The organism is Massilia violaceinigra, assembly GCF_002752675.1.
Taxonomy (GTDB): domain Bacteria; phylum Pseudomonadota; class Gammaproteobacteria; order Burkholderiales; family Burkholderiaceae_D; genus Telluria_A; species Telluria_A violaceinigra.
The window spans coordinates 3823760-3838772 of the sequence record NZ_CP024608.1 but is presented as its reverse complement, the minus strand read 5'-3'; the positions used below and the strand labels follow the sequence as shown (position 1 = coordinate 3838772).

Genomic DNA, 15013 nt, shown 5'->3' with positions numbered 1-15013 from the left:
GGTTTCGAGCATAGCGCTGGAGAGGCGTGAACGACGCCTGACTAATTATTTGGAAATCTTGACTTCCTTCGGCTGCGCCGCCGCTTCGGCATCTTTCGCCGCCTTCTCCGCCTTCTTCGCGCTGGCCGCTTTCTTCTCTTCGACCTTGCGCTGGCGCTTCTCCGAATCGATGCGCTTCTGCGCAAACGCTTCCGCGTTGGCCGCGCGCTCCGGCACGGCCGCCTGCTCTTGCTGCGCGATGCGCGCCAGCTTGGCCGCCTGCGCCGCCTTGCGCGCTTCCAGCGTCGGCTTCGTCGACGGTCCCTTCACCTTGGGCGGCGCCTCCACCGGCACCGGCGCCGGATTGGCCGCCAGGCGCGCTTCTTCCGCTTCCGCCGCGCGCACCGATTCTGCGACCGCGACGTCGCGCGCATCGGCCGAGGCCTTGCGCTGGAAATGCTTGGCCTCGTCCTCGACCGCGTTCAGGTAGGACAGCGTCACGCGCCGGTATTCGCGCGCTTCGTCCAGGCAGTCATTGACGAAGAAACGCTCGTAGCAGGTCACTTCGCTGTTGGCATAACGCGCTTCGGTGGCGGCGCGCTGGGTGCGCACCTGCTCCAGTTTGAGTTCGGCCTGCTCCAGCGACACCGTGGCCGGCACCACCGGCGCCATGGAAGTCGGCAGCAGGCTGTTGGAACAGGCGCCCAGGCCAGCGGCCAGCAGCGCCAGCGCCGCGCCGCGGATCAGGGGAAAAGCGAAGTTCTTCATGTTCTTTGTCCTGTAGGCTGTCACGAGAGGGAGTCGGCGGCGCCGCGGCGCTCCGCATCCATGTACTCACGCGACTGCATTTCAATAATACGCGAGACGGTGCGGTGAAACTCGTTCGACAGCGTCCCTTGCGTGTACAGCTCTTCCGGCGCCACGGCGGCCGACATCAGCAGTTTAACCTTGTGGTCGTAAAAGACGTCAATCAGCCACGTAAACCGGCGTGCCTCGGACGACTGGGCGGCCGACATGGCCGGTATCCCCGACAGCACCACGGTGTGGAAGCGGCTGGCGATTTCCAGGTAATCGTTCTGCGAACGCGGCCCGCCGCACAGGGTGGCGAAATCGAACCAGATGATGCCGCCCGCATGGCGCAGCGCGCGGATTTCGCGCTCCTCGATGCGGATGCGCGGGTCTTCGTCGGCCGTCTCGGCGATGCGCGCGTAGGCCGTGCGCAGCGCCTCGTCGGAAGCGGCGTTGAGCGGCGTGTAGTAGCTTTCGACCTGTTCCAGCGCACGCTTGCGGTAATCGATGCCGGCGTCGACGTTGAGCACATCGAGCTTGTCCTTGAGCAGGGCGATGGTCGGCAGCATGCGGTCGCGGTGCAGGCCGTCCGGGTACAGCAGGTCGGGATCGTAGTTCGACGTCATGATGAACGACACGCCGTTGTTGAACAGGGCGGTCAGCAGATTATACAAAATCATGGCGTCGGCGATATCCGACACGTGGAATTCATCGAAGCAGATCAGGCGGTATTTCTTGGCGATGCGGCGCGCCACTTCGTCGAGCGGATCGGCCACGCCCTTGAGCTCATCGAGCTCGCGGTGCACGCCGCGCATGAATTCGTGGAAGTGCAGGCGCGTCTTGCGCACCACCGGCACCACCGAATAAAAACTGTCCATCAAAAACGACTTGCCGCGCCCTACCCCGCCCCACAGGTAGACCCCGCGCGGCACGTCCGGGCGGTTGATCAGGCGCTTGAAGGTGGACGAACGCTGCGAGCGGAATTCGACCCATTCCTCATAGGCGCGCTGCAGGCGGTCGACCGCGCGCTGCTGGGCCGCGTCCGAGGTAAAGCCGCGTTGGGATAAGGCGTGCTGGTAGAACTCTTGGACATTCATCAGGGGAGGCAATGCAGAAAGCCGGGCGGGCCAATCGACAAACTGGCGCGCCCGGCGGGGTACGGATTTAGAAGTTCAGCGACCGCTTGTCGACGGCGAGCGCGGCTTCCTTGGTCGCTTCGGACAGCGATGGGTGGGCGTGGCAGATGCGCGCAATGTCTTCGGCCGAAGCGCGGAATTCCATCGCGACGACGGCTTCCGAAATCAGTTCGGACGCCATCGGGCCGACGATATGCACGCCGAGGATTTCATCGGTGGTCGCATCGGCCAGGAATTTGACCATGCCGGACGTATCGCCCAGCGCACGCGCACGGCCATTGGCCATGAACGGGAAAGTGCCTGCCTTGTAGGCCACGCCGGCCGCTTTGAGCTGCTGCTCGTTCTGGCCGACCCACGCGATTTCCGGCGAGGTGTAGATCACCCACGGAATCGTGTTGAAGTTGGTGTGGCCATGCTGGCCGGCGATACGCTCGGCCACGGCAACGCCTTCTTCCTCGGCCTTGTGCGCCAGCATCGGGCCGCGCACCACGTCGCCCACCGCCCACACGTTCGGCAGATTGGTCTTGCAGTCGTCGTCGACGGCGATGAAGCCGCGCTCGTCGAGCTTCAGGCCAACCGCGTCGGCACCCAGGCCGATGGTGTTCGGCACGCGGCCGATCGAGATGATCAGTTTGTCGAACACGGCGCTCTGCGCTTCGCCGGCGGCGTTGGCGTAATCGACGGTGACGCTGTTCTCGCCGGCGGTGACCTTGCTGATCTTCACGCCCAGGTTGATCTCCAGGCCCTGCTTGGTGAACAGCTTGTGCGCTTCCTTGGCGATCTGCTCGTCGACCGCGCCCAGGAACGTCGGCAAGCCTTCCAGCACCGTGACCTTGGCGCCGAGGCGGCGCCAGACGCTGCCCATTTCCAGGCCGATCACGCCGGCGCCGATCACGCCGAGGGTGGACGGCACGGAGCTGATGGTCAGCGCGCCGCTGTTCGACAGGATCAGTTTTTCATCGAACGGTGCGCCCGGCAGTTCACGGGCGTTGGAACCGGTCGCGATGACGACGTGCTTGGCCGAGAGCGTGTCGGCATTGGCGCCGGTGACGCTGATCTGGTAACCGCCTTCAGCGGCGCCGGTGAACGCACCGCGGCCGTGGAAGAAGGTGATCTTGTTTTTCTTGAACAGGAACAGGATGCCGTCGTTGTTCTGTTTGACGACGGTTTCCTTGCGCTTCAACATCTGCGGCAGGTTCAGCGACAGGCCGGCGAAATCGATGCCGTGCTCGGCGAACGCATGGCCGGCGTGTTCGTAGTGCTCGGACGACTGCAGCAGCGCTTTCGATGGAATGCAGCCGACGTTGGTGCAGGTGCCGCCCGGAGCGGGACCGCCCTTGGCGTTGGCCCATTCATCGATACAGGCAACCTTGAAACCCAGTTGCGCCGCGCGGATGGCGGCGATGTAGCCGCCAGGGCCAGCGCCGATGACGACCACGTCGAATTGTTTTGCATCACTCATTATTGATTCCCTTGTTTTATTCTACTGGTACGAATATCCACATCGGCCGCCGCACGCTGGGGAGCATGCGGCGGCGAGGCGCGCTGCGTGCTTACAGGTCCAGCAGCAGGCGCGCAGGATCTTCCAGCGTTTCCTTCATCGTGACCAGGCCCAGGACGGCTTCGCGGCCGTCGATGATGCGGTGATCGTACGACATCGCCAGGTAGTTCATCGGACGCACCACAACGAGCCCGTTTTCGACGACGGCGCGGTCCTTGGTCGCGTGCACGCCCAGGATGGCCGACTGCGGCGGGTTGATGATCGGGGTCGACAGCATGGAGCCGAAGGTGCCGCCGTTCGAGATCGAGAACGTACCGCCGGTCAGGTCTTCCAGGGTCAGCTTGCCTTCCTTGGCTTTCTGGCCGAATTCACCGATCTTCTTCTCGATTTCGGCGATCGACATCTGGTCGGCGTTGCGCAGGATAGGCACCACCAGGCCGCGCGGCGAACCGACCGCGATGCCGATGTCGAAGTAGCCGTGGTAAACGATGTCGTTACCGTCGACCGAGGCGTTGATGATCGGGTACTTTTTCAGCGCGGCGACAGCGGCCTTGACGAAGAAGGACATGAAGCCCAACTTGACGCCGTGCTCTTTCTCGAACTTGTCCTTGTACTTGTTGCGCAGGTCGATCACCGGCTGCATGTTCACTTCGTTGAACGTGGTCAGGATGGCGTTGGTCGACTGCGACATCACCAGGCGCTCGGCGATGCGGGCGCGCAGGCGGCTCATCGGCACGCGCTCTTCCGGACGCTCGCCCAGGTTGGCGGCGGCGGGGGCGGCCACCTGCTGCAGCGGGGCCTTGGCTGGCGCGGCGGGCGCTGCCAGTGGGGCTGGTGCCGCAGGCTTGACGCCGCCGGGCTGGGTTGCAGAACCCAGCGCGCCGAGCACGTCGCCCTTGGTGACACGGCCATCGCGGCCGCTGCCGGCAACGTCGGACGTGGTCAGGTTGTTATCGGCCAGCAGCTTGGCGGCGGCAGGCATGGCGACATTCGCTTTCGAGGCGATGGCGCTGATGGCGGCGGCAACCGGATCGGCGGCCGCCGGCGCGGGCTGCACCGGCGCGGACGATACTTGCAGCGGGCTGACCTGGGCAGCGGCTTCGGTATCGATGATGGCGATGACTTCGCCGGCGACAACGGTGCTGCCGTCGCCCTTGAGGATCTGGGTGATGATGCCGGCGTTCGGCGCAGGCAGTTCGAGCACGACCTTGTCGGTTTCGATATCGATCATGTTTTCGTCGCGCGAGACTGGCTCGCCGACTTTCTTGTGCCACGACAGCAGGGTCGCTTCCGCTACCGATTCCGACAGAACTGGGACTTTGACTTCGATTTGTGCCATGTAAAACTCCGTGTATTGTTTTTTGCGGCGCCCCGCTCAGAAGCCGGGGCGCACCGTCATTATTTGGTCAGGATGAAACCCTTGAGCTTCGCGAACGCCGTTTCCAGCAATTCCTTCTGCTGCGCGTTGTGCTTGTCGGCGTAACCGACCGCAGGCGAGGCCGAAGCCGGACGGCCCGCATACGCCAGGCGCTGGCCCGATTCGAGGCTTTCAAAGATGTTGTGCTGGATCTGGAACCATGGTCCCTGATTTTGCGGCTCATCCTGGGTCCATACCACTTCGGTCGCATTCGGGAACTTTTTCAGTTCAGCCGCGAACGACTTGTGCGGGAACGGATACAGCTGTTCGACACGGATGATGGCGGTATCAAGCTGGCCGCGCGTCTTGCGGGCGTTCACCAGGTCGTAATAGACCTTGCCCGAACAGGCGATCACGCGCTTGACCTTCTTGGCGTCGATTTTCTCGTCGACTTCACCGATGACGGTGTGGAAGGCGCCCTTGGCCAGGTCGGTCAGCGGCGAGCTGGCGTCCTTGTTACGCAGCAGCGACTTCGGCGTCAGGATGACCAGCGGCTTGCGGAACTGGCGCACCATCTGGCGGCGCAGCAGGTGGAAAATCTGGGCGCCGGTGGTTGGCTGCACCACTTGCATGTTGTTGTCCGCGCACAGCTGCAGGAAGCGTTCAGGACGCGCCGACGAGTGCTCCGGACCCTGGCCTTCGTAACCGTGCGGCAGCATCATGACGAGACCCGACGCGCGGCCCCATTTGACTTCGCCGGACGCGATGAACTGGTCGATCACGACCTGGGCGCCGTTGGCGAAGTCGCCGAACTGGGCTTCCCAGATGGTCAGGGTATTCGGTTCGGCGGTCGAGTAACCGTATTCGAACGCGAGTACCGCTTCTTCCGACAGCACCGAGTCGATGACGACGAACGGCGCCTGGCTTTCCGACACATTGCACAGCGGGACATAGCTGCCCGCATCCCAGCGCTCGCGGTTCTGATCGTGCAGCACGGCGTGGCGGTGGGTAAAGGTACCGCGGCCGGCATCCTGGCCCGACAGGCGGATGGCGTAGCCGGACGAGACCAGCGAAGCGTAAGCGAGGTGCTCGCCCATGCCCCAGTCCAGGTTCAGTTCACCGCGGCCCATGGAGGCGCGGTCGGCCAGCACTTTTTCGACCAGCGAGTGGACCTTGAAGTCGTCCGGCACGGTGGTGATGCGGGTGGCCAGGCGTTTGAGTTCCGTCATCGGCACGGCGGTGTCGGCACTGTCGGTCCATTTGCGGTTCAGGAACGGCAGCCAGTCGACCGCGTACTTGTTCTTGAAGTTCGAAATGACCGGATCGATCGTGTGCTTGCCGGCGTCCATGGCGTCGCGGTAGGCCGACACCATCTTGTCGCCGCCGTCGGCCGCCAGGGTGCCCTGGGCGATCAGCTTGTCCGCGTACAGCTTGCGGGTACCCGGATGCTGGCCGATTTTCTTGTACATCAGCGGCTGGGTCAGCGCCGGGGTGTCCTGCTCGTTGTGACCGAGCTTGCGGTAGCAAATGATGTCGACCACGACGTCTTTCTTGAACTGGACGCGGTAGTCGAGCGCGATTTGCGTCGCCAGCACGACCGCTTCAGGATCGTCGCCGTTCACGTGCAGCACCGGTGCTTCGATCATCTTGACGACGTCCGAGCAGTACAGGGTCGAACGCGCATCGCGCGGGTCGGACGTGGTGAAGCCGATCTGGTTGTTGATCACGATGTGCACCGTGCCGCCCGTGCCGTAGCCGCGGGTTTGCGCAAGGTTCAGCGTTTCCATGACCACGCCCTGGCCGGCAAAGGCCGCATCGCCGTGCACCAGGATCGGCAGCACTTGCGCGCCATCCTTGTCGCCGCGACGCTCCATGCGCGCCTTGACCGAGCCTTCGACGACCGGGTTGACGATCTCGAGGTGGGACGGGTTGAAGGCCAGCGACAGGTGAACCGGACCGCCGGCGGTGGCGATGTCGCTCGAGAAGCCCTGGTGGTACTTGACGTCGCCCGATGGCAGGTCGTCGCCATGCTTGCCTTCGAATTCTTCGAACAGTTCCTGCGGCGACTTGCCCAGGGTGTTCACCAGCACGTTCAGGCGGCCGCGGTGGGCCATGCCGATAACGATCTCCTGCACGCCTTTTTCACCGGCGCGCTGGATGGTTTCGTCGATCGACGCGATGAAGGACTCGGAGCCTTCCAGCGAGAAGCGCTTGGCGCCGACGTATTTGGTGTGCAGATAGCGCTCCAGGCCTTCGGCGGCCGTGAGGCGCTCGAGGATGTGGGCTTTTTTCTCGGCCGTGAAGTTCGGGGTCGAGCGGATCGCTTCGAGCTTTTCCTGCAGCCACCGCTTTTCCGCCGGATCGCCGATGTACATGAATTCGGCGCCGATCGAACGGCAGTAGGTATCGCGCAGCATGTTCAGCAGGTCGCGCAGCGATGCGGTTTCAGGGCCGAAGTAGGTATTGCTGATGTTGAACACGATGTCCATGTCGGCATCGGTGAAGCCGTAGAACGCCGGATCGAGTTCCGGGATCATCGGCCGTTCCTGGCGCTGCAGCGGGTCCAGGTTGGCCCACTGGGAGCCCAGATAGCGGTACGCGGCGATCAGCTGGGTGACGGCGACGCGCTTGCGGCCCATTTCAGGATCGTGCGAGGCGGTCACGACACGGATCGGACCGGCCTTGGCGCGTTCGGCGAACGAGGCGATGACGGAAGCGTGGGCTACGTCGGGTTTGTTGGAGCCGTCGACCGCAGGGACGTTCTGCATGGAGTCGAAATAGGCGCGCCAGTTGTCTGGCACCGAGCCTGGATTGTCGAGGTAGGCCTCGTACAGCTCTTCAACGTACGGCGCGTTACCACCGAACAAATAGGAGTTCGCGGTTTGTTCTTGCATCATCTTGCTCACCTTTCTTCGCGCTTCGCGAGTTTGGCGGGTTAATCTAACCTTCCGCGACACGGCCTGACCGGTTAGCGGATTGCACATCAAGTTGTGGGGAAGGACTTGTAAAGCTCGCAGCATTCTTACGACGTCGGAAGAATAGCACGCGTATTGTAGCGTAACATTCCATCTTACGAAAAAAGTTGCCAATCATCTTTTTGTATTGGGCGATAACAAAACCACGACTTGGCCCTTGAAGAAATTGACACGGCACAATTTTGTGGTTAGTTAGCAAGCTGGTTTTCTGCGCTATCTCAATACCCCTATCTGGTCTTCCGCCTTTAAAACAAGCGATTGTTGCGTATTGTAAATCCGGGACCAGTCCATTGACCGCGCAAATGATAATAGTTATCATTTGCGTTTAGTTCGTTGACGGAAGCACCCGATGTCCTCCCCTGCCACGCTCCCCAGCGCCAGCCGCGCCGCCTGGCTCAAGAATCTGCACCGCTGGCACTGGATCAGCTCGGCTTTGTGCCTGATGGGCATGCTGCTGTTCAGCATCACCGGCATCACGCTCAACCACGCCACCCAGATCGAAGCCAAACCGGTCGTCAGCAAGCGCACGGCCACCCTGCCCGCGCCGCTGCGGCGCGACCTGGAGCAGGCAGCAAGCCGGCATGCCGATGCGCGCGCGCCGCTGCCGCCGCGCGTGGCCAGCTGGGCCGACCGCGAATTCGGCCTGGACGTGGGCGCCATCGAGGCCGAGTGGACCGAGGAAGATGCCTATGTCGCCCTGCCCCGCCCCGGCGGCGACGCCTGGCTGCGCATCGCCGTCGACGGCGCCGCCGAATTCGAGAAGACCGACCGCGGCATGGTTTCCTGGCTCAACGACCTGCACAAGGGCCGCAACGCCGGTCCCGTATGGAGCTGGTTCATCGATATTTTCGCGCTCGCCTGCGTGGTGTTTTCGCTCACCGGTTTCCTGATCATGAAACTGCACGCGGCCAACCGCCCGTCCACCTGGCCGGTGATCGGTGCCGGCATCCTGCTGCCGCTCTTGCTCGCCCTCTTGTTTACCCACTAATTTACCCACTAAGTCTGCCCACCATGAAACTACAGCACACGCTTGCCCTTACCCTTCCCATGCTGAGCAGCTGGGCCGTCGGCGCCGACCTGGCCGTCAAGTTCGAGATCCCGCAACTGAACGTGGCCGAATACCACCGTCCGTACGTGGCGATGTGGCTCGAACGCGCCGACCAGAGCGTGGCGGCCAATCTGTCGGTGCTGTACGACGTCAAGAAGAAGGACAACGGCGGCACCAAATGGGTCAAGGACCTGCGCACCTGGTGGCGCAAGGCCGGGCGCGACGTGGAACTGCCGATGGATGGCGTGAGCGGCGCCACGCGCTCCGCCGGCGAGCAGACCATCAGCTTCGGCCCGGCCCGCACCGGCATCGACAAGCTGCCGGCCGGCGACTACAAGCTGGTGATCGAAGCGGCGCGCGAATCGGGCGGCCGCGAACTGGTACGCGTGCCCTTCACGCTGCCGCTCAAGGGCAAGCAAACGTTCAGTGCGCGCGGCAAGGAAGAACTTGGCGCGGTTTCCCTCCAGATCACTCCTTGATTGCCCCAACATGACTAAGACAATGATGAACAAAACCCTGCTCGCGCTGGCCCTGGCGGCCGTCTCCCTGAGCGCCTCCGCGCACCGTGGCTGGCTGTACCCGCAGGCGACGATGGTCGAATCGAAGGAGCCGTGGGTGACCATCGACGGCGCTATTTCGGAAGGCCTGTTCGACATCGAGCACGTCGCCCTCAAGCTCGATGGCGCCACCGTCACCGACCCGGATGGCGTCAGCACCCCGGCGCCGGCCGGCTACATGGGCAAGCAGCGCAGCACGTTCGACCTGAAGATGACCAAGAACGGCACCTACAAGATCAGTATCGTCAGCCGCAACGTGATGGCCAGCTATAAGGACAAGGCTGGAGAACCCAAACGTTTCCGCGGCAGCGAGGAAGCCTTCGCCAAGGAAGTGCCGGCCGACGCGCAAGAACTGAAAACCACCTACGCCCACCAGCGCCTGGAGACGTTTGTGAGCGCCAACAAGACCAGCGACGGCGCCTTGAAAGCGAGCGGCGTGGGGCTGGAGATGATCCCGCTGACCAATCCGACCGACCTGCGCGCGGGCGAAACGGCCAGGTGGCGCTTCCAGCTCGATGGCAAGCCGCTGCCCAAGTTCGCCTTCAGCCTGATTCCGGGCGGCGTGCGCTATCGCGGCGTGCTCGGTGAAGTGCGCCTCGAAACCGACGCCAAAGGCGAAGTGGCGGTGATCTTGCCGGCGCCAGGCATGTACTGGCTCAACGCCGGCTTTCCGGCGGCCCAGCCGAAAGGCCCGGCCGCGGCCGATGCGCCGGCGGTGACGCGCCGCTACAGCTACGCCGCCACGCTCGAAGTGCTGCCAGAGTAAGCCAGAGCAGATGCGACGCCACGTTCTCGTCCCCCTCGCGATTGCGCCGGCCCTGCCGCCGCGCGCAAGCACGCTGCACGACCTTGGCGGCAGCACCATGGGCACCAGCTGGTCGGCGCGCGTGATGGCCCCGGGCGGCGCCCGGGCGGCCTTGCTGGAAGACCTGCAGCGCCAGCTCGACCTGGTGGTGGCGCAAATGAGCCACTGGGAACGCGACTCGAACCTGAGCCGCTTTAACAGCGCCCCGGCAGGCAACTGGCATCGCCTGCCGGATGAATTTTTCACGGTGCTCAGCTACGCGCTGGAGGTGGCCGAGGCCAGCGGCGGCGCCTACGATCCGTGCGCCGGCGCGCTGGTCGACGCCTGGGGCTTCGGCGCCCGCCAGCGCTACAACGAAGCCAATTTTTACGCGCCGCTGCCGGCTGCCAGCGCGGCCATCGTGGCGCGCGGCGACCGCCAGCGCATGCGGCTCGACGCCGGCAGCCGGCGCGCGCTGCAGCCGGGCGGCGTGCGGATCGACCTGTCGTCGGTGGCCAAGGGCTACGCGGTCGACCTGCTGGCGCGCTGCCTGGAAGCGCAGGGCTTGCATCACTATCTGGTTGAAATCGGCGGCGAATTGCGCGGCGCCGGCACCAAGGCCGACGGCCAGCCGTGGTGGGTCGCGCTGGAAGGCGTGCCCGATGCCGGCGGCGGCGCGGGCCAGACCACGGTGGCGCTGCACGGGCTGGCCATTGCCACCTCCGGCGACTACCGGCGCTACTTCGAGCATGGCGGCCGGCGCGCCTCGCACACGCTCGACCCGCGCACCGGCACGCCGATCCGCAACGACGTGGCCTCGGTCACCGTGCTGCACACCGAATGCATGGCGGCCGATGCGCTGTCGACCGCGCTGTCGGTGCTCGGCCCGGACGAGGGCCTGGCCTTCGCCGAAAGCCGGCACCTGGCCGCGCGCTTTCTGCTGCGGCAAAGCGGCGGCCTGCGCGAAGTCGTCTCCAGCGCTTATCAGGAACTGCTGCAATGATGATCAGTGTCGATCCGGTGCGCTGGGGCGGCGCGGCTGTCGCCGTGGCGGCCTATGCGGGCATGTGCCTGGCGCTGCTGCGCGCGCGCCGCGGCCTGCGCCAGGACGTCGATGCCGGCAACGCCGACTGGCTGGTGGCCTATGCCAGCCAGACCTGCACCGGCGAAGCGCTGGCCGAACACACCGCGGCGACCCTGCGCACGGGCGGCCTGTCGGCGCGCGCGATCAGCGTCGAGCACTTGGATGAGGCCACCTTGCGCGGCGCCGCGCGCATCCTGTTCATCGCCAGCACCTATGGCGAGGGCGACGCGCCCGACAGCGCGGCGCGCCTGGCCCGCCTGCTCGACCAGCCCGGTCTTGCGCTCGGCCAGCTGCATTACGCCGTGCTGGCGCTGGGCGACAGCAGCTACGTCAATTACTGCGGCTTCGGGCGCCTTCTCGATGACGCCTTGCGGGCGCGCGGCGCGCAGGCGCTGTTCGAGCGGGTGGAGGTGGACCGCGGGCGCGCCGCCGCCATCGACGCCTGGCAGCATCACCTGAGCCACCTTGCGGGCACCAGCGACGCCCCCGACTGGAGCGCGCCAGCGTACGGTGACTGGCGCGTCGCCGCGCGCCACCTGCTCAACCCGGGCAGCGCGGGTGCGCCGGTGTACCGCATCGACCTGCTGCCCGCTTCCGGCGACTTGCCCGGCTGGGAAGCGGGCGACCTGGTGCAAGTAAGCGCGCCGGGCGAGCCGGATTATCCGCGCGAGTATTCGATTGCCTCGACCATGGCCGAAGGCTGCCTGTCGCTGCTGGTGCGCTTGCACGTGCGCGACGACGGCAGCCTGGGGCTGGCCTCCGGCTGGCTGTGCCGCGAAGCGCGGGAAGGCGATGCGGTACTGCTGCGCGTGCGCCAGCACAAGCGCTTTCGCATCGGCGAGAACGCCGGGCGGGCGCTGATTTTGATCGGCAACGGCACCGGCATCGCCGGCCTGCGCGCGCACCTGAAAAGCCGCGCCGATGCGGGCGAGGCGCGCAACTGGCTGATCTTCGGCGAACGCAATGAAGCGCATGACCTGTACTGCGCCGCCGATATCGCGGTGTGGCGGCAGGCCGGCATGCTCGAGACGCTCAGCCTGACGTTTTCGCGCGATGGGGGAAGCGCGCGCTACGTCCAGCACGCGCTCGAGGCGCAAGCCGCGCAGCTGCGCGCGTGGGTGGATGCGGGCGCGGCCATCTATGTCTGCGGCAGCCTGCAAGGCATGGCCGGGGCGGTGCACGCGACCCTTGAAACGGTGCTCGGCGGCGACACAATGGCCATGCTCGACGACAGCGGCCGCTACCGGCGTGACGTGTACTGACGCCAATTTTCACGTGCGTAAATATGCACATCGAATAGTTTTGATCTATTTGTCAAATAATAATGAGAATCGTGTTGATAACGATTCTCATTTACATGGTTTTACATTTCTCCTAAAATGACCAGGTTGTTGGCAATTTATGCCCACCGGTGCGCATGTTCGGGCGCCGGCGCCCACCCTACGTCGAAGAAGAGAAGCAGATGGCACCGATCAAAAGCCGCAAGCACGCGCAATCCCGTTTCAATCAACACATGAGCGTCGCGCTTGCCGCGCTGCTGGTGCCGGTGGCTGCCCACGCTGCCGCCGACGCCCCCCAGGCACGCACCCTGCCGGAAGTCCAGGTCGTCAGCAAAACCGGCGACGAGACCGTCAACGACTTCAAGGCCGAGCGCGCCGCGTCGCCGAAATACACTGAACTGCTGATCAACACCGCGCAATCGGTCACCGTCATCAAGAAAGAACTGATCCAGCAGCAAGGCGCGGTGACCCTGACCGAAGCGCTGCGCAACACGCCCGGCGTGGGCGCCTTCTTCCTCGGGGAAAACGGCAACACGACCACCGGCGACAGCATCTACATGCGCGGCTTCGATTCGTCGACCAGCATTTTTGTCGATGGCGTGCGCGACATCGGCTCGATCTCGCGCGACGTGTTCAACGTCGAGCAGCTCGACGTGCTCAAGGGCCCGGCCGGCACCGACACCGGACGCGCGTCGCCGACCGGCTCGGTCAACATGGTGACCAAGCAAGCTGTGATGGAGTCCGGCACGACCGGCTCGGTGATCGCCGGCAGCGGCAAGCAAAAGCGCGCCACGGTCGATTACGCCCAGGTGCTGAACGCCGAAAAAGGCATCGCCCTGCGCCTGAACGCGCTGGCCCAGGACAGCGGCGTTGCGGGGCGCGATGTCGTCAAGGACCAGCGCTGGGCGCTGGCGCCTTCGATCGCATTCGGCCTGAACAGCCCGACCCGCGCCTACCTGAACTACCTGCATGTGGAACAGGACAACGTGCCCAACGGCGGCGTGCCGACCATCGGCCTGCCTGGCTACAAGAGCCCGGACGCGCGCACTTTCCTGACCAGCGCGCCGCGCGTCGATCCGGGCAATTTCTACGGTTCCGTGACCGACTACGACGAAGTCACGGCCGACATGTTCACCGCCAAGGTCGAGCATGATTTTTCGCCGAACGTCAAGCTGCAGAACACGACGCGCTACGGCAAGACGTCGCAGGATTACCTGCTGACCGCGTTCATGGGCAACAGCGCCAACCTGAAAACGCCGAACCCGAACGACCCGGCCAGCTGGACCATCACGCGCGGCACCCGCACCGTCAAGGACCAGACCAACTCGATCCTCACCAACCAGAGCGTGGCCACGGTGGGCCTGGAACTGGGCGGCATGAAGCACACTTTCGTGGGCGGGCTGGAGCTGACCAGCGAAGAACAGACCACCTACGGCTACCTTGGCGCGGGCACGATGACGGTCGATTCGCTGTACGCGCCCAATCCCGCCTCGCCAATCACCGGCCTGAACCTGGTGCGCAATGGCGTGAGCACCAACTCGAAGGTCGACACCCAGAGCGTGTACCTGTTCGACACCATCAAGCTGGGCGAGAAGTGGATCTTCAACGTGGGCGCCCGCATGGACCACTTCAACGTGAACTACAACGCGACCAGCCTGTCGACCGCCGCCGCCAATCCGGCGCTGCCGGTGGGCACCCTGCTGCCGACCACGCTCAAGCTGAGCGACACGGTGGGCAACGGCAAGGTGTCGGCGCTGTACAAACCGACTGCCGACAGCAGCGTGTACGCGCTGCTGGCGACGTCGAAGAACCCGCCGGGCACCAACATGGCCTTGTCGGCGTCGGCCAACAGCGCATCGAACCCGAAATACAATGCGCAGCAATCGACCACGACCGAAATCGGCACCAAGTGGGATTTCCTCAAGCAAAAGCTGTCGGTCACGGCGGCGCTGTACCGCACCACGGTCAAGAACGAGCTCGAGCAAGATCCGGTGGACCTGGTGTACTACCAGACCGGGCGCAAGCAAGTCAAAGGCATCGAACTGGGCGTGACGGGTGAAGTGGCACGCAACTGGCTGGTAAGCGCCGGCTATGCCCGCATGGATACCGAAGTGAGCAACGGCAAGATCGTGACCGCCAGCGGGATCAATAGCCTGAACTACACGCCGAAAGATGCGTTCACCTCGTGGACCTCGTACACTCTGCCGATGGGCCTGAAAGTGGGCGGCGGCGCGCGTTATGTCGGCAAGCTGCTGCGCGGCGCCGACGGCGCGGTCGGCACGCCGGCGTATGCCGATGCGTACTGGGTGGTCGATGCGATGGCGTCGTACAGCGTGAGCAAGAACCTGGACGTGCAGCTGAACGTGTACAACCTGGCGGACAAGGAGTACATTGCGCAGATTAACAAGAGCGGTTATCGCTACACGCCAGGCGCGCCACGCTCGGCGAGTCTGACGGCGAACTTCCGCTTCTAAACGCATTACCGGCATCGTCGAACACCGTCATGTCCGCCACTGGCAGGCA

Annotated in this window: 11 protein-coding genes; 6 read left to right on the top strand and 5 right to left on the bottom strand. The window is 64.5% G+C overall.

The features are described from left to right. Positions 1–45: 45 nt before the first annotated feature. The 5 genes from CR152_RS17140 to CR152_RS17120 form a co-directional block, all read right to left on the bottom strand. On the bottom strand, positions 46–747 hold the full coding sequence (locus CR152_RS17140) for a hypothetical protein (RefSeq protein WP_099876352.1): 702 nt from the start codon (positions 745–747) through the stop codon (positions 46–48). A gap of 20 nt (positions 748–767) precedes the next feature. Continuing rightward, a complete protein-coding gene (gene zapE / locus CR152_RS17135; RefSeq protein ID WP_099876350.1) occupies positions 768–1865 on the bottom strand; it encodes a cell division protein ZapE in 1098 nt (365 codons plus the stop codon). A 67-nt stretch (positions 1866–1932) separates the two neighbouring features. Continuing rightward, positions 1933–3366, bottom strand: a complete 1434-nt coding sequence (lpdA, locus tag CR152_RS17130; RefSeq protein ID WP_099876348.1) for a dihydrolipoyl dehydrogenase — start codon at positions 3364–3366, stop codon at positions 1933–1935. Between the two features lie 91 nt (positions 3367–3457). Further along, positions 3458–4744, bottom strand: a complete 1287-nt coding sequence (odhB, locus tag CR152_RS17125) for a 2-oxoglutarate dehydrogenase complex dihydrolipoyllysine-residue succinyltransferase (protein ID WP_099876346.1) — start codon at positions 4742–4744, stop codon at positions 3458–3460. A gap of 59 nt (positions 4745–4803) precedes the next feature. After that, positions 4804–7659, bottom strand: a complete 2856-nt coding sequence (locus tag CR152_RS17120; protein ID WP_099876344.1) for a 2-oxoglutarate dehydrogenase E1 component — start codon at positions 7657–7659, stop codon at positions 4804–4806. A gap of 427 nt (positions 7660–8086) precedes the next feature. Between CR152_RS17120 and CR152_RS17115 the strand changes: the two genes are divergently transcribed. From CR152_RS17115 to CR152_RS17090, 6 genes are all read left to right on the top strand, one after another. After that, positions 8087–8725, top strand: a complete 639-nt coding sequence (locus CR152_RS17115) for a PepSY-associated TM helix domain-containing protein (protein WP_099876342.1) — start codon at positions 8087–8089, stop codon at positions 8723–8725. A 23-nt stretch (positions 8726–8748) separates the two neighbouring features. Then, on the top strand, positions 8749–9264 hold the full coding sequence (locus CR152_RS17110) for a DUF2271 domain-containing protein (RefSeq protein ID WP_099876340.1): 516 nt from the start codon (positions 8749–8751) through the stop codon (positions 9262–9264). Between the two features lie 22 nt (positions 9265–9286). Then, entirely contained in the window at positions 9287–10108 is an 822-nt protein-coding gene (locus CR152_RS17105) for a DUF4198 domain-containing protein (RefSeq protein WP_307718584.1), read from the top strand. 10 nt (positions 10109–10118) lie between these two features. Continuing rightward, positions 10119–11129 (top strand): FAD:protein FMN transferase, encoded by a 1011-nt coding sequence (locus tag CR152_RS17100; protein ID WP_099876338.1) that lies wholly within the window; start codon positions 10119–10121, stop codon positions 11127–11129. Next, a complete protein-coding gene (locus CR152_RS17095) occupies positions 11126–12472 on the top strand; it encodes a sulfite reductase subunit alpha (RefSeq protein WP_099876336.1) in 1347 nt (448 codons plus the stop codon). Before CR152_RS17100 ends, CR152_RS17095 begins: the two co-directional genes overlap by 4 nt. Positions 12473–12672: 200 nt before the next feature. Continuing rightward, positions 12673–14964 (top strand): catecholate siderophore receptor Fiu, encoded by a 2292-nt coding sequence (locus tag CR152_RS17090; RefSeq protein ID WP_099882416.1) that lies wholly within the window; start codon positions 12673–12675, stop codon positions 14962–14964. Positions 14965–15013: the final 49 nt, after the last annotated feature.